Raw genomic sequence first — 18,812 nt, 5'->3', positions numbered from 1 at the left:
GTGCGTTCAGAAGTGGGCGTGCTTCTCGCCCGCTTCTGCAACGATGGCCCGAGCCTGGTCGACCAGTTGCCGCGCCGCCATCGACAAGCCTTCATAAGAGCGGATGCCAAGCTTCAGATGGCGATGCGCCCATGGCGCATCGAACCGGATCACGCGGATGCCCAATATCCTGGCATAGCGCCGGGCCAGGTTGACCGGCAGTATGCCGATACCCATGCCGGCTTCCACCATCAGGCAGACGGCGTCGTAGCTGTTGACCTGCATGCGGAATTTCACCGGTGTGCCGTGCTCGCTGGCAACGCGCAACAATTGCAGATTGATGTAGCTGCCGGTCTGCAGTCCGATCAGGTAGTGATTCAGTAAGTCGGGCGTAGTCAGCTTCTTGCGGGAAGCCAGTGCGTGGTGTCGAGGCACTACGACCACCAGGTCGTCCTCGCGATACGGTAATGTGAGCACGCCTTGCGGTGTCGTACCCAGATCCGCAAAACAACCGATGTCTGCCGAGTTTTCCGCCACGCCGCGCAGGATTGCGGTGCTGATGTGTTCCTGCAGGTGCAGCTGCACCTCGGGGTACTTTTCGATAAAGCCATGAAGATCCGTGGGCAGGAACTGGGCAATCGACGATACGTTGGCGTAAATGCGGACCAGGCCGCGCGTGCCGCTCGCATAGTCCTGCATCATCGTGGCCACGTTGTCGAGGTCGTTGACAATATTGCGCGACAGCCCTTGCAGGGCAATGCCGGCCGGTGTCGGCACGATGCCCTTGTTGCTGCGTTCCAGCAATTGCGTACGCAGGGCATCCTCCAGGTCGGCGATGCGCTTGCTGACTGCAGAGGCGGCGATGTGCTCCCGTTCCGCGGCGGCGACAATCGTACCGAGTTCGGAGACCGCAAGGAACAGCCGCAGCGAAACGGGATCGATCTTCATGGTGTCAAGGGGGAACCATAAGAGGAAGCAGATCGCATTATGCGCGCCATGCCAGTTCCAGGGCTGCTCGCAAATCGGCTTCGGTACGAATTGGCCGGACATTGTTGCGGGTCACCATCGGATGCTCGAGTGCCGGCCGGATCATGGCATCGACCTGCCCACGCGTCAGGCCCAGGTCATCCAGCGTGGTCGGCATGCCCAGTGCCATGAGCAACTCGTGAAGGATGGCATGAAACGGCTTGTCCGGCTGGCCGATTGCGGCGCGCAGGCGGTCATGCTGCGGCTTGACCCATCCATCGAGCCACTTCGCCTGGGCAAGCATCAGGACGCACGCCGCGTCGCTATGCGCGACGCCGCCGTAGGGGCCAATGATATGGACCATCCAGTGGCTGAAGCCGTGCGGCACGGACATCTGGCCCATGCCGGTGTACCAGCTCGCGAGCTGGTACTGAGTAAAGGCATCGATCGTGGTCGCCTTGTCGAGCTTTGGCAGGTTTTGTATGTACAGCGCCACGGCGCGCTCGGCGAGCAGGCTTGCGAAGGGATGCGGCGATGACGAGCATGCCGTGTTGATGGCGTGATCCAGGCCGCGTATTCCTGTAGACCACAGCAACCGGACAGGTGTCTGCTGCAGCAGCGTGGGGCCATAGATGATGGCCTCGGGCGAACCATCTGGCCACCACGAAGCGCGCTTTCAGGCGAGTTTCGTCGTCGATCGGCGTGCTGACCGGTGTCCATTCCGATGTGGCAAGCGTGGTGGGAATTGCGATCTGCCGGATGGCGGCCGGTGCCTGCGACGTCGTCAACATCTCGGTGCCGTCCGCAGACACAACGAACTGCAGCTTCAGCAGGGCGTCGCGGTCGTAAGCGTTCTCGGAGATGCAGAGCTGCACGGCTTTGCACATGTCCATTACCGAGCCACCACCGACAGAAACCAGGACGTCGGCACGGGCATCGCGAGCCTGCCTTGCAGCCTTCAGGACATTGGACAGCGGAGAATGCTCGCCCACTTCGTCGGTGAGCCCGACCAGCTTGTCGCCAAGCTGCGCTCGCAACCGCTCGATCCACATGGTCTTTGTGTGGATCGAGCGAGAGCAGACCACGAAAACGCGGCGGTATCCGAACAATGCCAGGATCTCCGGCAGCGCGTCGATCGCTGAGACATTGTGAAAGACCCGCTCATGTCCGGTGAAGCGGTAGCGCTTGGGCTCTGTATTTTCCATCTGACATCCTTGTGAAGGGTAGGGAGGTACGTCAGATGACGAAGGCCGAAGCCCCCAGGTGGCAAATCAATGAGTCGAGAGCGTGCCATCGCGGATCGCGATGGCGATGCCGATGTCCACTGTATCCGACTAGTGCGCGTCGGAGTGCGCAGGTCGGGAGCCTGCCGATGAGCGTGTGGGCCGCATCACCGCCCAGCCTTCGAATCCGCCCGTAAGGCATGGCTGCATTACGCCACCTGTTTCAGATAGCCTCCGGCCAACGCCACCCAGCATTCGGCGCCCAGCGCACAGCGGGCTGCGGGTCGGACAGGAAGTGCTCGTAGACCAGCAGGTCCTCATGACTCAGTGACGACAGCGGCTTGCCGCGCTGGAGCGCGATTACTTCTCTTCACGCCGACGCATATGGCACCAGCATTGAAAACCGCGCGCGATTCTGCTCGAGGTCATGGCTGCCGTGATCAGGGAGATCGGTGATCTTAGTCACCACGAGCCAGCGACGACGTTTGCTCACTCCACCAGCAGCCTCGCAAAACTCAGCTCATGGCCGTCGGGATCTCTGATATGGAAATACCGCTCGCCCCACTCGGCATCGCGCGGGGCGGCCTCGGGACGCAGCCCGTGTTCGAGCGCCCGTTGGTGGATGGCGTCGACATCGTCGACATGGAAAATGACGCGTCCCCACCACGACCATTGCCGGCGGGATGGCTGCGCAATCAGGTTGAGATAGCCCGTGCCCGCGTGGAAGCTGGTGAATTCCGCATCAGCGCTTCCATAGCGGATCTGGAATCCGAGCGTCTGGTAGAAGGCAACGGCTCGTGACATGTCGCGGGTGGCGAGTGTCACGGCATTGATCGAGGAAATCATCGGCATTGGGGGGCGTGTTTAACCGGACTAGATCAGACTAGATCCCGATTTGCACCGGAATTCGCCGCCGCCCGAACTGGCGCTCGAAATGTCCGAAGCGACCGGCAATCGGCGCAAAGCATTCAGGACAGGTTCCCGCAGGAGTCAGCCGATAGCTTTCGATCGCATGCCAGTCGCGCACGATGAGCGGTGCGTGGCATGCGGGGCAAGAGGTGGTGTCACCGGCGGTGTCGTGGACATTGCCGGTGTACACGTAGTGCAGCCCCTCCGCCAGCGCGAGCTTGCGGGCACGCGCAAGCGTCATGCAGGGCGTGGGCGGCACGTCGCGCATCTTGTAGTCGGGATGGAATCCCGTGAAGTGCAGCGGTACGTCGGTGCCTAGTTCCCTGGCGATCCACTGGGCCTCTGCGCGAATCTCGTCATCGCTGTCGTTCTTGCAGGGAATGAGCAGTGTCGTGATCTCGAACCACACCTCGGTTTCGTGCTTAAGGTACTGGAGCGTCTCCAGCACTGGCTCCAGGTGAGCCCCGGTGCACGCAAGATAGAACGCGTCGGTAAAGCCTTTCCGGTCGACGTTTGCCGCATCCATCTTCGCGTAGAAATCGCGCCGCGCCTCCGCGCCCATATAGCCGGCTGTCACCGCCACCGCTATGATGCCCAGTTCGTGGCAGGCATCGGCCACGTCCATTGCATATTCGGCAAAGATCACCGGGTCGTTGTAGGTGAAGGCGACGCTCTTGCAACGGTGGGACGATGCGGCTTCGGCGATGGCTTCGGGCATGGCTGCATCGGCCAGCGTGTCCATCTCGCGCGATTTGCTGATGTCCCAGTTCTGGCAGAACTTGCATGCCAGGTTGCAGCCCGCCGTGCCGAACGACAGGACCGCGCTGCCCGGGTAGAAGTGAGTGAGCGGCTTCTTTTCGATGGGATCGATGCAGAATCCCGAGGAGCGGCCATACGCGGTCAGCACCATTTCCTTGCCGGCCCGCTGGTGCACGAAGCAGGCGCCGCGCTGCTCGTCATGCAGGCGGCAGTGGCGCGGGCAAAGATCGCATTGCATGCGGCCATCGTCCACGAAATGCCAGTAGCGGCCCGGGTAAGGGCCGGAATGCCTTGGATATGGGGTCTGCTTCATGGCTCTGTCCCCGCACTGGAACGTGGCTGCAGGGGGTGCCGCCCCGCACGCTTAACGCTTAATCCTTATGTGCCTTGTGGACGGCCGTTACCGACAATACATCCAGGTCGAAGAAGGGGCTGTCCGGTGGCGGCGGTGGCACTCCCGCGCCCCAGTTGGCGATGGCGAGCTTGATGTACTCGGCCATCTGTTCGTCGGAGACATCCCTGGGTTGGTCGATCATGACGACATAGTGGCGATTGCTCATGGCAGGTCCTTGTCTGGCGCCCGTGAAGGCATTCATCCTCGGCACCGCGTGCGGAGGCGCCAGTGCCCCCGTCGGTCGCTGCGGGGTGCGTGTCGGCTGAGTTCAGTATAGGCCCCCTGCATGCACCAATGGCGCGCCGGTACGCGATCAGGGCGGTGCCAGCCATCATCAGCAGGATCGTCAAGGTCAGCGCTGCGCGACGGCCGGCGCGGTCGGCGTAATTGCCATTCATGATGCCACCGAGCGGACGCATCACGAATCCGACGCCGAGGGCGTCGGTCGCGAGCAGGAAGGGGCCGACGCCCGAGTCGACCGGGAAGAACGCCTTGCCGATCTGTCCCGCGAAGTAGCTGAACACCGTGAAGTCGAACATCTCCAGCGCGTTGCCGGCAGAGGTGGCGACGATGGTCCGGGTCTGGGCCCGACGTTGCTCCCTCCATTCGGGCCCGCGTGCGCGCAGGCGCGTGGCCGCAACGATAGAGAGACGGAGCCCACTAACTGCCTTGCAGTAACCCCAACACCTAACATTCGCAGCGGCTGGTGGACACTTTCGGCGCGCGAACACCGAAATGTTCGACCGCGACGCCCACGCGCTGCTGTGGTGCAGTGGCGCCGTGTTGGTGGTGAGGGGCTGAGTTTCACGGCCGCATCTCGCCTTAACCGCAGCAGTGAGCCGGGCGCTCGCTTCGACCGCAACGAACCGACGCTTCGAGAATGGCCAGTTGGCCTATGCGACCGCGCGCCTTACGCTTCGGATTTATGGTTTTCCCACTTGCGTTTCAAGCGTACGCGGAGAAGACGCCGTGCCGTCCGCTACAGGAGACCCGCGATGGGACAGGTACATCAAGCCCTTCATCGACGGCCGGATCCGCTTCTCCGTGTCTATCTCCGAGCCCGACGCCGGCTCCGACGCCTCGAGTACCAAGACCCGCGCCCGCCGCGAGGAGAACGGCGACTGGATCGTCTCCGGCCAAAAGCTGTGGTGCAGCGGGGCGGCGGCGAAGGACACCGTGATCGCCATGCTGGTTGCGATCCGAGATGGGAAGGAGGCAATCGATCTGGGGCACATTGAAAATGCAGCGCGAACCTTGCTCTCCTGAGGGCGTCAGGCCTTGGCCTGTTTCTCCGCGGCCATTCCCGATCAGCCCGGGCGGCTTCAATACCGCCTCGCCGTCGGTGGCCGCCGAGGTGGTCGATGCCGACGGCAAGTCGCTGACCAACACCGTGGGCGAACTGGCGATCCGCCGGCCCTTTGTCGGCATGACGCAGTCGTTCTGGCGGGACGACGAGCGCTATCTGGACGCTTACTGGAATACCGTGCCGGGCATCTGGATGCACGGCGACCTGGCGCTGCGCCGCGACGACGCGATCCGCTTCAGTGCAGGTGCAGGCGTTCCGGAGTCATAGACACCGAGGTAAGCAGGAAATGAACACACCGGCCGGGTTGCAGAAGATCGAGGGGAAGCAGTCGCGCATGAATGTGTTCGCCTGGGCGATCGCGCTCGCCACGGGGCTGGACTACTTCGACAACGCGATGTTCGGCTTCTTCACGCGGTATATCGCGGGCGGCATCAATGCGTCGCCCGATGAACTGGTCTGGGCGTCGACGATGTATGCCATGACCTCGGTGCTCGGCATCCTGCAGCAGCAGTGGTGGGTCGAGCGCGTCGGCTACCGGCGTTATCGTTATGTTAGCACCAGCCTGCTGTTGTTTGCCGCCGGCTCGGTCGCATCCGCGCTGTCCGAGTCGTCGATGGAACTGGCAGTGGCACGCGGGGTACAGGGGTACTTTATCGGCCCGATGATGAGCGTGTGCCGCATCCAGCTGCAGGTCAGTTTCAACCCACAGCAGCGTCCGGCGGCCATGCAGGTGTTCCTGCTCATGATCTTGCTGGCGAGCGCGCTCGCTCCCCGTGGCTACCTGATTGCGCACTTCGGTTGGCGCGCGCTGTTCGCCGGCACGGCACTCGGCGGTGCCGCACTGGCGCTGTTTGCTTGGCTGGCCGTGCCGCATTCAGGCCAGGTACATCCCGAAGCACGCGGCGACGCACATTTCTGGCCGTACATCCTGTTTGCCTTCGGACTGAGCGCCCTGTTGATCGCGATGCAGGAGGTGCGCTTTGAAGTGTTCAGCGCATCGCCCGGCCTTGTGTTCCTGACCGTTGCCGGCCTGCTCGCGCTGGCGTGGTTTGTCTGGCACCAATGGCATCACCCGAGGCCGCTTGTTCGCCTCCATGCCTTGCGTGAAAAGACGTTCCAGGCCGGGATCGTCCTGTACATGTTCTTCTACTACCTGAGCCATTCCCTGGGCTACCTGGTATCGCGCTTCCTTGAGGGCGGCCTTGGCTACCCGGTGGAGAATGCGGGGCAACTGGTCGGCGTCACGTCACTACTCTCGCTGCCGCTGGCGTTCGCGTACTTCCGGTGCTCGTCGCTGATCGAGCACAAGAAATGGATGATCGTTCCCGGCTTCCTGCTGGCAGCGCTGATCGGGGGCTGGATGGCCCGCATGCCGCCTGGCGCCAGTATGTCCTGGCTGGTGCCGCCCTTGGTACTGCGCGGCCTGCTGTTGTTGTTCGTGGCCTTGCCGGTGGCCAACGTCACCTTCCGGATCTTTGCGGTAGAAGAGTTCAACCATGGCTACCGTTTCAAGAACATCTTCAAGCAGCGGGAACGCTGCAATCACGACAGCGCTCAAGGCACTCATTGAGGCATGGAAGCCAACTCGATAGACCGGTGAAGGCAGCTTGAGCGGGCGACTGGAACGCGCTACGCTGGCATAGATTCTCACCATATAGCTGCGTTCGGGCATAGGCCACCCTCGTGCAAAGGGTCGACTCGGCCCGGAGCGCGAGCCGTAGCCTGGCGAGCCGTTGATGGTCGAGGAGCTTTCGTTGGAACGCGCGTCGGAGCCAGATCGGGCGGCCTGCGCAAGTGGCCATTCCACCCACCATCTGATGCTCATGCTCCCCGTTCTCCCTGTCCCGAAGCTCATTCGATACCGGCCGCGTGCCGCCATCGCGCTAGTGATCGGCATCGTCGCCGCATTCGTGGCGCCGGTGTCGCTGCGCCCGCTAGTGCGCGTCGTCCTCGGCTGGGACATCGCCGTTTGGTCGTATCTCGTGCTGATCTGGTGGCTGATGGCCAGGGCGCCACAAGACATGGTCAGGGAAATTGCCATTCGCGAGGACGAGACGGCCACGACGTTTCTGCTAGTCGTTTGCATTGCTGCGGTCGCCAGCATTGCCGCTATCGTGCTCGAACTGGCCACGGTGAAAGATTTGGGGCTCGGCGCGGGGCTGGCGCATCTCGCCTTCACCGTGGCGACGCTGTTCGGCGCCTGGTTCCTGATTCCGACAATGTTCGCGCTGCACTATGCGCGGCTCTTCTACGGCTCAGCGCAGGAGCGTACCGATGAACCGGCACTCAGCTTTCCCGATAGCGCGCTTGAGCCGAATTATTGGGACTTCTTGTACTTCTCGTTCACGATCGCGTTGACCTCGCAGACGTCGGACGTGGCACTGAGATCGCGGCCCATCCGCAAAGCGGTACTTGCGCAGTCCGTGCTCTCGTTCTACTTCAATATCGCTGTACTGGGACTGTGCGTAAACGTGGCAGCAGGTCTGATCAATCTCTGAAAGCGGACATCTGGCTTTCACCAGGCCTTTCTTTCACCGGTGGCACGGCCTGGTGCTGCGGAACGATCACGCTTAGGTCCAGCGCAGATGTGGCAGGAAGTCGCCGTGCTCGTCAATGCCGACTCCGCCCAGCTCGTATAGCAGCGTCTTGATAGCGTCTTGATGGTTTCCTTCTCGGAAGATTTGCATCCGACGATCATGATGATTTCGTCCTGCGACAAGAGTGCAGCGGCCCGCGCCAGCCGCTGTCGCGGCAACATCGAGCCGAACAACGCACCAAGGAGCCAGCCACAGACGCCGAAGGCCACGAAGCCAAGGCCATAGGTGGTAAGGCCGCTCAGCGGGGCGGAATGGTCGCCGTAATACCCTGCCAGCGCCAGGCCAAGTATGGCAAAGATGGCATAGCCGGCGATCGAGCCTTCATGCCGGAAGGTGGTGTGCGTGGTGTCCGCGCCCGGAAAGCTCTCGAGCGGCCGGAGGCCCCCGGCCCACGAACCAGGGGCCGGTCACATGGGCAGTCGCGTGCACGAGGGGAAGCAGTTTTGCCCAGCCGTTCTGAGCGGAAGCGGCATTCTTGAAGCGAAGACAGAGCAGGGTACGCATGATGTATCTCGACTGGCCGGGCGTGCTGATGCCCGGAAGGCCCGGAAGGTGGATCCATACCGCAACGTCAGTTTATATGGGTGGCGGCGAGGAATAAACCGGGCGGCTGGCGTGCTCCGGCAGTATTCCTGCCAGCGGCAGCAGGCTGGTCAGCCTGCTGATCTGGCAACAATTCAGCGTACGCCAATGCGTGTGCGAATGCGGTACGACAGCGTACGGAGGCAGCGAAAAGCGTGCCAATGCAGGGGACCCACGCTGCGCGCGGCGAGATAAGGATTGCTGTCCGTTTGAGGAATGCCGTGCTACCTGCCTCGGCAACAACGTCAGCCGAAGACGTGCGATCTCAGGTCGTCCTCGAAATCGACAGTCCATTGCGCACCCAGGTTTCCGTTGTATTGGCGGATTTCCCTCCCGAAGCCTACCGATACGGTGCGGCCGTGAGCCGGCACAGCGCCTGCCGCGTCTTCAACTGCAGTCACGGTAAATCCGTCGGGTGCAACTCCATTGCGCAGGCAGGTCTCGCGAAAAGCCTCCTGCTCCATGGGAGGGAATTGATTCAGCATCGTGTCCAGCATGGTTGTCTCCTGGTGCCGGCATGTAACGAGGAAAAGCCGAATCGGGAGAAGGCGGCCAGCCGACTGGTCACCTTTCCCATCCCGCCGGCGGTGCGCTGGCTGGGGTGCTCGCCCGTCTCCGCATCGTTTTATTCCGCCTTCTTGATATCCGCCTTGACATCGCCATACGCTGCCTGCGTCTTGCCGATATCCTTCTTCAGGATTCCCGTCACTTGCATTTGTCTGTTTCCAGTCATCTTTCCAAAGGCTTCCTTGACTTTCCCAGCGGCCGCAGTGACCCGGCCCTTCACTTGATCCTTGTTCATGATGTATTCCTCTTCATTGGTGTTGCTGCCAGATGCTGAGGCAATCCGGCCGCGGCACAGCGTGCTTGCGATGTCGGGAATATTCCCGATGCTTGCCCTAGAGTCTGCCTAGCAGCAACAGGACAAGGACCACAACAAGAATCACCCCGAGTGCGCCGGACGGCGCGTAGCCCCAACCGCTGCTGTACGACCAGGTGGGAATTGCCCCCACGAGCCAGGACAATCAACAGCAAGAGTCCAATCGACATGATGCGCTCCTGATTCTGCAAAAACATGCCTTCCGCCGATGCAGCCAGACGGATGGCGGCCGTTCTAGCGGATCGCGTTGTCGATGGCCATGCCATGGAATCCAGAACACCGATTCGAGGGATTCGCTGAAGTACTTATCGCCGATACATCGTATCGATAGAGACAGCTCTATCCTGATCAAAGCGTAGTTCGGATGGGATCTCGTGTCAGTCCGGTGCCGTACGCTTGACGTGGCGCTGGCACGGATTGACTACCCGGCTACGGGGGACCTAGACCAGGACCAGCAGCGTGTGCTCGCCCCCATCAAGAGGGACGCTAGCCTGGCCGTCCTTACAGGGGATGCTGACGCCGTCAAGGATCGCCTGCGAGACACCGCCAGAGCAGTGCAATGGCGTTCCCACGCTGATCTCGTAGCGGGTCGACGCCACGTTCACGGTGGCCTTGAAACCCGGCCACGAGGCAGGAATGCAAGGGGCAATGACCAGCCGTTCTCCCTCTTTCCTGATGCCCAGGATGCCCTCCACCCCGGCTCGATACATCAAACCCGCGGCACCCGTGTACCAAGTCCAGCCGCCGCGGCCGATGTGGGGCTCCACCGAGTACACGTCGCCTGCCACCACATAGGGCTCGACCTTGTAGCGCTCGACCGCTACAGGTGTCAGCGCCTGGTTGATGGGGTTGATCAGGGAGAACAGTTCGACGGCCTTGTCGGCCGCGCCCAGCCTGGCAAATGCGAGGACTGCCCACATCGCGGCATGGCTGTATTGCCCGCCGTTCTCGCGCAGGCCGGGCGGATAGCCCTTGATGTAGCCGGGGTCGAGGGCCCCTTTGTCGAAGGGTGGGGTGAACAGCAATGCCAGCCCGTCTTCGCGGCGCACCAGGTACTTTTCCAGCGACGCCATCGCGGCACGGGCACGGGTGGGATCGGCCGCGCCCGACAGCACGGCCCATGACTGCGTGATGGCGTCGATACGGCATTCCTTACGGTCTTTCGAGCCGAGCCAGGTGCCGTTGTCGAAGGTCGCGCGGCAATACCAGTCGCCGTCCCAGGCCGCTCGCTCCAGCGCTTCGCGCAGCAAGGCCGCATGCGCGCGCCAGCGGTTGGCGCGCCCGGCATCGCGGGTCTGCGCCAACGGTGCAAACATGGCGAGGGTGCGTGCGAGCAGCCAGCCCAGCCAGACGCTTTCGCCCTTGCCGCCGGCGCCGACGAGGTTCATGCCATCGTTCCAGTCGCCGCCGCCGATCAACGGCAGCCCGTGCTCGCCAGTGAGTGCAATGCAGCCGTCAATCCCGCGCGCGCAGTGTTCAAACAGCGAGGCTGACACATCCGAGACCATTGGCTGGAAGAAGGCGTCCGCCTCGGTGGGGCCCAGCAGCTGGCCTTCCAGGAACGGCACCATCTCGTCCAGCACGGCGGTGTCATCGGCGCTGGCGATATAGCTGGCGGTAGCGAACGCCAGCCACACGCGGTCGTCGGAAATCCTGGTTCGCACGCCTTGCCCGGAATGCGGCAACCACCAGTGCTGGACGTCGCCTTCGGTAAACTGCCGCCCGGCGGCGCGCAGCAGGTGCCGTCGCGTGGCGTCGGGACTGGTTAGGGTGAGCGCCATATGGTCCTGCAACTGGTCGCGGAATCCGTAGGCGCCGCTTGCCTGGTAGAAGGCCGCGCGCGCCCAGATGCGGCAGGCTAGCGTCTGATAGAGAAGCCAGCCGTTGAGCATGATGTCCATGGCGCGGTCCGGTGTCCTGACCTGTACCGTGCCAAGCAGGCGCTGCCAGTGCCGGGTGACGGACGCCAGTGTGGCGTCGAGATCCGTCTGACGATAGCGCGCAATCAGCGCGCTGGCCTCGGCGGCCGAGGCGCATTGTCCGATGAACGAAACGACTTCGACGGTTTCGCCAGCTGCCAGCTCGACCTTGCACTGCAAGGCCGTGCAGGGGTCGAGACCGGCCCCGGTCGTGCCGGACAAGGGCGCCTTGCCGAGCAGCGCCGCGGGCGCATCCGGGCCGCCATTCCGGCCAAGGAACTCGGTACGATCGGCGGTCCAGGCGGTCTGCTTGCCGCCAAGGTCGGCAAAAGCCACGCGACCCGCAAACGCCGTGCTCCACGGATTGCGGATCAGGATGGCGCCGGTGGCCTGGTCCGGCGCCGTCGTGATAAACGGCGCCGAAGCACCCCGGGAGGTGCCAAGCACCCATTCCGTATAGGCCGTCACGGAAAGCCGGCGCGGGGTGCCGGAGAGATTGCGAAGCGTCAGGCGCGAAATCTTGATCGGATCGTCCAGCGCGACGTACTGCAGCAGCGCCAGCGCAATCTCGTTGGCCTCATGCGTGAAGCGGCTGTAGCCGTGCCCATGGCGGGCCGTATAGGTGCCGTTGTCCCGGATCGGTTGCGCGGTGGCGCTCCAGTTCTGGAAGCTGTCCTCGTCGCGGACATAGATCGCTTCGCCGCACGGGTCTGCAACCGCATCGTTGGACCAGGGCGTCAACTGGTTGTCGCGACTGTTCTCCGCCCAGGTGTAGCCGCTGCCACGGGCCGACGTATGGAAGCCGAAGCCGGGATTGGCGATCACGTTGACCCATGGGGCAGGGGTCGACTGGCCGGCGTTCAGGACCACCACATATTCCCGGCCGTCCTGGTCGAAGCAGCCCAGGCCGTTGAAGAACTCGAGCCCGGGCTGCGGCGGCAGCGGCGGCAGTGACTGTGGCGCGGGCTTGCGGCGCCGGACAGGTACAGGAAGTGGGGTCGCCACTGCGGGCAGGCGGGCGAGCTGGTCCGCGATGGCGCCGCGTCGGGCAATCAGCGCGACACGTGCGACTGACTGCAGCAGCGCGCGGGCTTCGGGCTGCATCATGTCGGCACGCAAGGTGTAGACCGAGCCGTGGATCGGGTCGTGGACCCCTTCCTCGCTCGCGTGGCTTTGCGAGTGGCTGCTGCGAACCGCGGTCTCGATCGCTATCTGCAGATCCTGGATATAGGAAGAGGCGCGCTCGTTGATGATGACCAGATCGACGGCAAGCCCCTTCATGCGCCAGTACTCGTGGGCGCGCAACAACTGGCGCACCTGGACGATGTCCTCGATCTCGTCGATGCGCAGGAGGACAACCGGCAAGTCGCCGGAAATCGCCAGCGGCCACAGTGCCGACTGCGGACCGGCCCCGCGCAGGATGGCGTCCGGCGGGGCCCTGAAGCGGGCATCGGCGTAGAGCAGGGGCGCAGCGAGGCGCTGGAAGTCGGCCGCTTCCGCCGCATCGACGTCAAGGTGGCGGAGCTCGACCTGGGCCTGCGTCCATGCCAGGGTCTTGGCCCGGTCGAAGGCGTTGCGGTCCTGGTGCTTGTCGATCAGGTCGAGCAGGTCGGCATGCGACGTCGCAATGACAGTCCAGAAGGCCACCCGCGCGCTGCCCCCGGGCGCAATCCGCACGCGCTGCCTGAGCGAGAAGATCGGGTCGAGGACCGTGCCGACCGTGTTCGAGAGCGGCAGTCCGGCTGTGACGACTGCGCACGCAGCGGGCGTGCGGCCGCCTTCCAGGAAGCGTGCGCGGTCGGACTCGTACTGCGGATCGGCGACAACGTCGCCTTCCACCACGCTGAAGTGGGCAGCCCAGACCGGCGGCTCTTCGGGCGAACGCAGGCGGCGTGTCGCGGTCAGCGCACCGGACTCGGCCAGGTGAGCGGTCTGGATGAACATCCGGGAGAAGGCCGGATGTGCATCATAGGACGCGCGCGTGGCGAGCACCACTTCCGCATAGGAAGTGAGTTCGATCTCGCGTGGGCGGCGCCCGTTGTTGACCAGCGATACGCGGCGGACCTCGCCGTCGTCCTCGCCGGAAACCAGGACTTCCAGGATGGTTGTCAGGCTGCCGTCGTGCCGGACGAACTCGGCGCAATCTTCGGCGAAAACCACTTCGCCGCCGCGCTCGCCATCGGCGGCCGTTTGCGCGCTGGCCGACCACGTGGTGCCACTTTGCGTATCGCGCAGGAAGATGAAGGAGCCCGAATCGTCGCGGGTGGCATCTTCCCGCCAGCGCGTCACGGCCAGGTCGCGCCAGCGGCTGTAGCCCATTCCCGTGGTGGTCAGCATCACGGTGTAGCGGCCGTTGGACAGCAGATGGGTGACCGGATTGCCAGTTGCCGGCGCCGTGAACCGTCGCACCGCAGAGTCCTGGGGCAGTACTGCTGCCGCCGAGGCCTTCACTTCCTCAGCGCGGGGATGCGCCACGGCGACGTTGCGCGGCATGCGTTCCTGCAGCAGCAGTTCGCAGGACTGGATCATCGGCTCGCGATGGAAGCGCGCGCGCATGCGACCATCATGCAGGGCGTTGGCGATGGCAACGATGGTCATGCCCTGGTGGTGCGCCATGAAGCTGCGCACAATGGCGACCGTCTCGCTGTCGGCCAGGCGCGCGCGTGTGTAATCCAGCGCCTCGTAGAATCCGTAGCGTCCAAGGGCGCCGAGTTCGGCCAGGCGACGGTAGTTGTCGCATGCAGCCTTCGGATCGACCATGGCCGCCAGTCCCGTGGCATAGGGGGCGATCACCGCGTTCTCGGACAGGCCGCGCTTGAGCCCCAGGCCGGGCACGCCGAAGTTCGAGTACTGGTAGGTGAACTCCCTGTCGCGGGCGTTGTACGCCGATTCGGATACGCCCCAGGGAATCCCCAGCGACTGCCCGTAGCCCTGCTGGCGCGCCACCACCAGGCGCGCGGTCTGTTCAAGCAGGCTGCCGGCGGGGGCGCGCATCACCAGCGACGGCATCAGGTATTCGAACATCGAGCCCGACCACGAGATCAGTGCCGAGCCCTTGCCAAGTGGCGTCGCCATGCGCCCCAGCCGGAACCAGTGCGGGGTCGACACGTCCCCCTTGGCAATGGCGAACAGGCTGGCGAGCCGCGCTTCGGAGGCGAGCAGGTCGTAGCAACTGGCATCGGGCCGGTTGTCGGCAAGCGAATAGCCGATCGACAACAGCTTGCGCGCCGGATCGAGCAGGAAAGCAAAGTCCATCGCCAGCGCCAGTTCGCGCGCAGTGTGGGCGAGTGCCGTCAGCCTGGTGGTCAGCGCCTGCGGCGCTTCGGTCTGCAGCAACTGGTCGCGCTCATGCTCGGCCACGGCGCGCCGCAACGCCCCGGCCCAGAAGGCCAGGTCGGCAAAGCTGTCATCGTCAGCGTCAGGCTGGATGTCATGCACCAGCCTGACGGTCTTCTCCGTCAGGCGCCTGAGCGCCGGCGCCCGGATCTCCGTGGAGAGCGTGCCGGTCAGCACGGTGTCAATCTCGGCCAAAAGTCCGCCGAGCTGTCGTCCGGGTTCGCTGTGTGCGAAGGGCAGCGCCGCCAGGGCCTCGTTTGCCAGCCGCGCAGTGTCCGCCAGGCCGTGGCGGGGATCTGGCGCGGCAGCGTTTTTCCATTCCTCACAAGCGTTGGCGACCGCGATCAGGTGCGCGGCCAGGTTGCCGCTGTCGACCGACGAAATATAGGCAGGATGCAGCGGCTGCAGGCTCAGCGTTTCGTACCAGTTGTGGAAGTGGCCCCGGTAGCGCGGCAGCTTGCGCGTCGCGCCGAACGCCGCTTCCATGCGCTCGACCGATTCGGTGGTCCCGGCCCAGCCGAAGTCGCGTGCGGCGATGGCCGACAACAGGTAGAGCCCGATATTGGTAGGCGAGGTCCGGTGCGCCACCACGGGCCTGGGCGTCTCCTGGAAGTTGTCCGGCGGCAGCATGTTGTCCGCTGGCGTGACGAAAGTCTCGAAGAAGCGCCAGGTGCGGCGCGCCGTGAGGCACAGCGCCAGCGCGTCGGCCTCCGGCAGGGCGAGCCGGCGCGCAACGGCCGGCGCACGGCTGGCCCATAGAGCAAGGGCCGGCGCCGTCAGCCATAGCAAGACAAAGGGCAGCACAAGCGGCCATGACGATGGCAACAGTCCCACGCCGGCCGCGGCCATCGACAGCACGAGCAGGGTGCCGCCGGCCATCAGCCGGTAGAAGCCGGCCAGGTCCAGCCGCGGGCGCGTGGCGGACTGCGCGGCCGTGGTCCACTCGAGCAGATGGCGGTGCGTGTAAAACAGCCGCGCCAGCGTTCTGGCGATGGCGTCACCCGCGCGCCAGGTCTGGTCGGGCACGAAGGCCAGCCCCAGCAAGATCTGCGTGGCGGCTAGCCGCAGGTCTGCGAGCAGCGCCTGCACATGGTTGCGCAGGCGCATGCCGCTGCGGTGCCGCAGCCCGGCCAGGACACCGGGCAGGACAGCCGGAATGGCAATGGCAGCCAGCGGCAGGGTCATCGCCAGTGTCCCCGCCGGCCAGGGCAGGCACCAGCACAGCATGAGGCCCAGGAGCAACAGGGGCGCGAGCAGCGAGCGGCGCAGGTTGTCCAGCATCTTCCAGCGGCCGATGGCCGGCACCGCGTGGATGCCCTGGTGGTGCCCGAAGATCCAGCCAAGCAGTTGCCAGTCGCCACGCGTCCACCGATGCTGTCGCCTGGCCGCCACGTCGTAGCGCGGGGGAAACTCCTCCACCACCTCAACGTCGGAGGCCAGCCTGGCTCGGGCGAACACCCCTTCGAACAGGTCATGGCTGAGCAGCGCGTTCTCCGGGACCCGGCCGCTGAGCGCGGCTTCAAAAGCATCGACGTCATAGATGCCCTTGCCCGTAAAGGAACCCTCGCCAGGCAGCCGCGTGGGGATCGATGCCGCCCGGCCCGGAGAAGACCCGCTGGTAGAGCGACCCCTCACGGCCGATCGGCAGCGAAGGCGTGACACGCGGCTGGAGAATGCCGTAGCCGCCCACGACGCGCTGGCGGGCCGCATCGAAGCGTGGCCGGTTCAGCGGATGGGCCATCTTGCCGATCAGCCGCAGTGCGGCGTCGCGTGGCAGCCGCGTGTCGGCGTCGAGGGTAATGACATAGCGCACGCCGGCCGGCACCTGCGGCGCCTGACCATCGATGGCCACGTAACTGGTGTCGGTCGCGCCGCGCAGCAGCCGGTTCAGCTCGAGCAGCTTGCCGCGTTTGCGCTCCCATCCCATCCACTGGCCTTGCGCGGCATTGAAGACGCGCCGGCGGTGAAGCAGCAGGAAGCGGTCGCCGGCCGGGCCCGGGCCATGGCGTTGGTTCAGGCGGGCGATCGCCGCGCTGGCCACGGCAAGCAGATGGGCGTCGCCAGGCAGCACCTCCTGGTCCGAGTCGACGCCATCGGTCAGCAAGGCAAAGCTCAGGTCGCCGCCTGCGCCGGCAAGGTGATGCACCTCCAGCCGCTCAATCTGCTCGCACAGGTCCGCCTCGCCGGTCAGCAGGGTCGGCACCACCACCAGCGTGCGCAGCGCGGGCGGAACGCCGGCCTTAAGCTCTAGGCCGGGCAGGATCGTCGCCCCCAGTCGCCCGGCAAGCGCGCGGTTGACCAGCGCGGTGGCGACCTCGCTGGCCGGCACGATCCAGCACAGCGCCAGCAGCACAAGCCAGCCGACCGCCAGGCCTTCAGGCAAGAGCCATAGCGCGAGCGCCAGCAGGCCGGCCGTGACCAGCACGAGCGCGCCGACATAGCCGCCGAGGCCCAGCTGCTTGCAGCAGCGGCTGACCCACAGGCGGGGCGGCGCGCGAAATCCGATGGCTCGTTCGAGCGCACAGCGGCCCGAGCCGATCAGGTGATAGCCCGGATCGACTCTGCGGCCGTCCCCGGTCGCGTCGACCCTATTATCCACTTCGCCCGCGGAGGACGCCGGTATTGGCGTGGCGCTGAGCGCCAGCTCGGCAACCCTGAGTTCCGGGCACGAGGCGCCGCGCGCGAGTTCCTCGATTGCGTTGCGATACAGGTTGCGGGTCGGAAAATCCATGTCGGCAAAGGCGCTGCCCGCGCGCAGCCGCGCGTCGACCAGGCTGACGCTCTCGAACCACTCAGCCCAGTCGATATCGGAAATCAGCCGCATGCTCATGATGAGGTTGCGCACCGTCACGTTCGAGGCGCCTTGGCGCTGCTGCGCGTGCAGCACCACCTCGTCGACCGAAGTCCCTTGCAGCCCGAGCCGCTCCTCCAGCCAGCCCAGTGCCGGCATGGTTCTCGGGTCCTGGTCGCGCAGGCGCCTGGCGAGTTGCGCGGCGAACAGCTCGGACAGCGGCGCTGCAGGGCGTGCGGCAATATCCGTTTCGAGTGCCGTGCGGGCGCCCCCTGCGGCCAGCAGCCGCTCGGCCAGCGCATCTGCATCGGCGCGGGCAACCCGGCCGCCGGTGATCTCCCCGGTGAGCCTGCGCAGGTTCTCGACCAGGACAATGCGCAGCGTGATCGCAACCGCCCACAATTCGCCGATCGTCAGCGGCTGGACGCGCTGGTAGGCGGCGATAAAGCGGCGCAGGATGTCTGGATCGAGGTAGCTGTCGGTGTGAGCGACAAAGGCCCAGGCCACCCCGAAGACGCGCGGATAGCCTGTGAAGGGCCCCTCGGCGAGCTTGGGCAACTGGCGGTAGTAGCCGGGGGACAGGTCGTCCCGGATCTCGCGGATCTGTTCCTCGACGATGTGATAGTTGTCGAGCAGCCATTCCGCCGCCGGCGCTACCTCGGCGCCGCCTTCCACCTCGGCAGCGCTGGCCCGATAGGCGGCCAGCAGGACAGCGGCATTGTCCCTGAGCCGGCTGCGCAGGGACGAAACGCGTGGCGGCGATGCTGTCACCGGCTGGGCTGTGGCAAGGCTTTGCGCGTGCTGCTCCAGCCGTTCAATACCGAACAATTCCTCTCGTACCGGCGCTGTGCTGTCCCAGGGTGACGGCACGGCGGGCGCGCCGAATGCGCGCAGCGGGAAGTTAAGATTCAGATTCAGGTTCATGGACAGGACCATTCAGCGGTCCGGGAAGCGATAAGGGCCGTGGGACCCTTTGCCGCGGGCACTCTCGTCATTACTTACTTGACTTCACGATGATTGAAAGAGTAAGCACCGCTGTCCAATATGGGCCAGAGCGGGGATGAATGCCGTCCGCAGGCGTACGGATCGGGGCATTTATTCCATTGCAGTCCGATTGCCCGAGCAGGCAGGGAGGAACCCGCGAGTGCGAATCCGCTGAAGTGGGCGTGAC

The 18,812-nt window shown here is 64.7% G+C and carries 10 protein-coding genes and 6 pseudogenes; 4 read left to right on the top strand and 12 right to left on the bottom strand.

Annotated elements, in window-relative coordinates:
• Positions 1 to 6: 6 nt before the first annotated feature.
• The 8 genes and pseudogenes from K307_RS05145 to K307_RS49155 form a co-directional block, all read right to left on the bottom strand.
• Positions 7 to 927: a LysR family transcriptional regulator gene (locus K307_RS05145; RefSeq protein ID WP_042876753.1), complete on the bottom strand. Its 921-nt coding sequence runs from the start codon at positions 925 to 927 to the stop codon at positions 7 to 9.
• A gap of 37 nt (positions 928 to 964) precedes the next feature.
• Entirely contained in the window at positions 965 to 1,309 is a 345-nt protein-coding gene (locus K307_RS50930; RefSeq protein ID WP_419187106.1) for a hypothetical protein, read from the bottom strand.
• Positions 1,269 to 2,150, bottom strand: a complete 882-nt coding sequence (locus tag K307_RS50925; protein ID WP_419187105.1) for an iron-containing alcohol dehydrogenase — start codon at positions 2,148 to 2,150, stop codon at positions 1,269 to 1,271. The genes K307_RS50930 and K307_RS50925 overlap by 41 nt, the downstream gene beginning before the upstream one ends.
• A gap of 280 nt (positions 2,151 to 2,430) precedes the next feature.
• A pseudogene (locus K307_RS50920) lies at positions 2,431 to 2,523 on the bottom strand (integrase); the annotation flags it as partial.
• A 134-nt stretch (positions 2,524 to 2,657) separates the two neighbouring features.
• Positions 2,658 to 3,014 carry a VOC family protein gene (locus K307_RS05135; RefSeq protein WP_042881371.1) on the bottom strand — a complete coding sequence of 119 codons (357 nt, stop codon included), beginning with the start codon at positions 3,012 to 3,014 and terminating at the stop codon, positions 2,658 to 2,660.
• 37 nt (positions 3,015 to 3,051) lie between these two features.
• The gene (gene amrS, locus K307_RS05130; protein WP_042876751.1) at positions 3,052 to 4,149 is read right to left on the bottom strand and encodes an AmmeMemoRadiSam system radical SAM enzyme; all 1,098 of its coding nucleotides are present in this window, start codon (positions 4,147 to 4,149) and stop codon (positions 3,052 to 3,054) included.
• A 58-nt stretch (positions 4,150 to 4,207) separates the two neighbouring features.
• Positions 4,208 to 4,396, bottom strand: coding sequence for a hypothetical protein (locus K307_RS05125; protein WP_042876750.1), 189 nt, complete (start codon positions 4,394 to 4,396; stop codon positions 4,208 to 4,210).
• A 142-nt stretch (positions 4,397 to 4,538) separates the two neighbouring features.
• A pseudogene (locus K307_RS49155) lies at positions 4,539 to 4,874 on the bottom strand (MFS transporter); the annotation flags it as partial.
• Positions 4,875 to 5,199: 325 nt separating this feature from the next.
• On the opposite strand from K307_RS49155, the gene K307_RS05120 reads away from it, so the two are divergent.
• The 4 genes and pseudogenes from K307_RS05120 to K307_RS05105 all read left to right on the top strand — a co-directional run bounded on the left by K307_RS05120 (position 5,200) and on the right by K307_RS05105 (position 8,034).
• Complete coding sequence (locus tag K307_RS05120; protein ID WP_042876748.1) at positions 5,200 to 5,496, top strand: acyl-CoA dehydrogenase family protein; 297 nt, start codon at positions 5,200 to 5,202, stop codon at positions 5,494 to 5,496.
• A gap of 37 nt (positions 5,497 to 5,533) precedes the next feature.
• Positions 5,534 to 5,782 (top strand): annotated as a pseudogene (locus K307_RS05115) (acetate--CoA ligase); the annotation flags it as partial.
• 40 nt (positions 5,783 to 5,822) lie between these two features.
• A pseudogene (locus tag K307_RS05110) lies at positions 5,823 to 7,064 on the top strand (MFS transporter); the annotation flags it as partial.
• Positions 7,065 to 7,359: 295 nt separating this feature from the next.
• Complete coding sequence (locus tag K307_RS05105; RefSeq protein ID WP_155301198.1) at positions 7,360 to 8,034, top strand: DUF1345 domain-containing protein; 675 nt, start codon at positions 7,360 to 7,362, stop codon at positions 8,032 to 8,034.
• Between the two features lie 926 nt (positions 8,035 to 8,960).
• On the opposite strand, the gene K307_RS05100 is transcribed toward K307_RS05105, so the two are convergent.
• The 4 genes and pseudogenes from K307_RS05100 to K307_RS05090 form a co-directional block, all read right to left on the bottom strand.
• On the bottom strand, positions 8,961 to 9,212 hold the full coding sequence (locus tag K307_RS05100) for a hypothetical protein (RefSeq protein ID WP_042876744.1): 252 nt from the start codon (positions 9,210 to 9,212) through the stop codon (positions 8,961 to 8,963).
• A 128-nt stretch (positions 9,213 to 9,340) separates the two neighbouring features.
• Complete coding sequence (locus K307_RS05095; RefSeq protein ID WP_042876743.1) at positions 9,341 to 9,517, bottom strand: CsbD family protein; 177 nt, start codon at positions 9,515 to 9,517, stop codon at positions 9,341 to 9,343.
• A gap of 97 nt (positions 9,518 to 9,614) precedes the next feature.
• Positions 9,615 to 9,765: pseudogene (locus tag K307_RS45615) on the bottom strand (DUF3309 family protein).
• A gap of 270 nt (positions 9,766 to 10,035) precedes the next feature.
• Positions 10,036 to 18,565, bottom strand: a pseudogene (locus K307_RS05090) (GH36-type glycosyl hydrolase domain-containing protein).
• Positions 18,566 to 18,812: the final 247 nt, after the last annotated feature.

This window comes from Cupriavidus necator A5-1 (genome assembly GCF_000744095.1).
In the GTDB taxonomy this organism is placed as follows: Bacteria; Pseudomonadota; Gammaproteobacteria; order Burkholderiales; family Burkholderiaceae; genus Cupriavidus; species Cupriavidus necator_A.
Note: the sequence above shows the minus strand (reverse complement) of the source record. Positions and strands in the feature narration are given on the sequence as shown.

Bases quoted from the DNA above. Each gene is read 5' to 3' on its own strand.
- K307_RS05145 (WP_042876753.1), bottom strand. From the start codon at position 927: ATGAAGATCGATCCCGTTTCGCTGCGGCTGTTCCTTGCGGTCTCCGAA.
- K307_RS50930 (WP_419187106.1), bottom strand. From the start codon at position 1,309: ATGGTCCATATCATTGGCCCCTACGGCGGCGTCGCGCATAGCGACGCG.
- K307_RS50925 (WP_419187105.1), bottom strand. From the start codon at position 2,150: ATGGAAAATACAGAGCCCAAGCGCTACCGCTTCACCGGACATGAGCGG.
- K307_RS05135 (WP_042881371.1), bottom strand. From the start codon at position 3,014: ATGATTTCCTCGATCAATGCCGTGACACTCGCCACCCGCGACATGTCA.
- amrS (WP_042876751.1), bottom strand. From the start codon at position 4,149: ATGAAGCAGACCCCATATCCAAGGCATTCCGGCCCTTACCCGGGCCGC.
- K307_RS05125 (WP_042876750.1), bottom strand. From the start codon at position 4,396: ATGAGCAATCGCCACTATGTCGTCATGATCGACCAACCCAGGGATGTC.
- K307_RS05105 (WP_155301198.1), top strand. From the start codon at position 7,360: ATGCTCCCCGTTCTCCCTGTCCCGAAGCTCATTCGATACCGGCCGCGT.
- K307_RS05100 (WP_042876744.1), bottom strand. From the start codon at position 9,212: ATGCTGGACACGATGCTGAATCAATTCCCTCCCATGGAGCAGGAGGCT.
- K307_RS05095 (WP_042876743.1), bottom strand. From the start codon at position 9,517: ATGAACAAGGATCAAGTGAAGGGCCGGGTCACTGCGGCCGCTGGGAAA.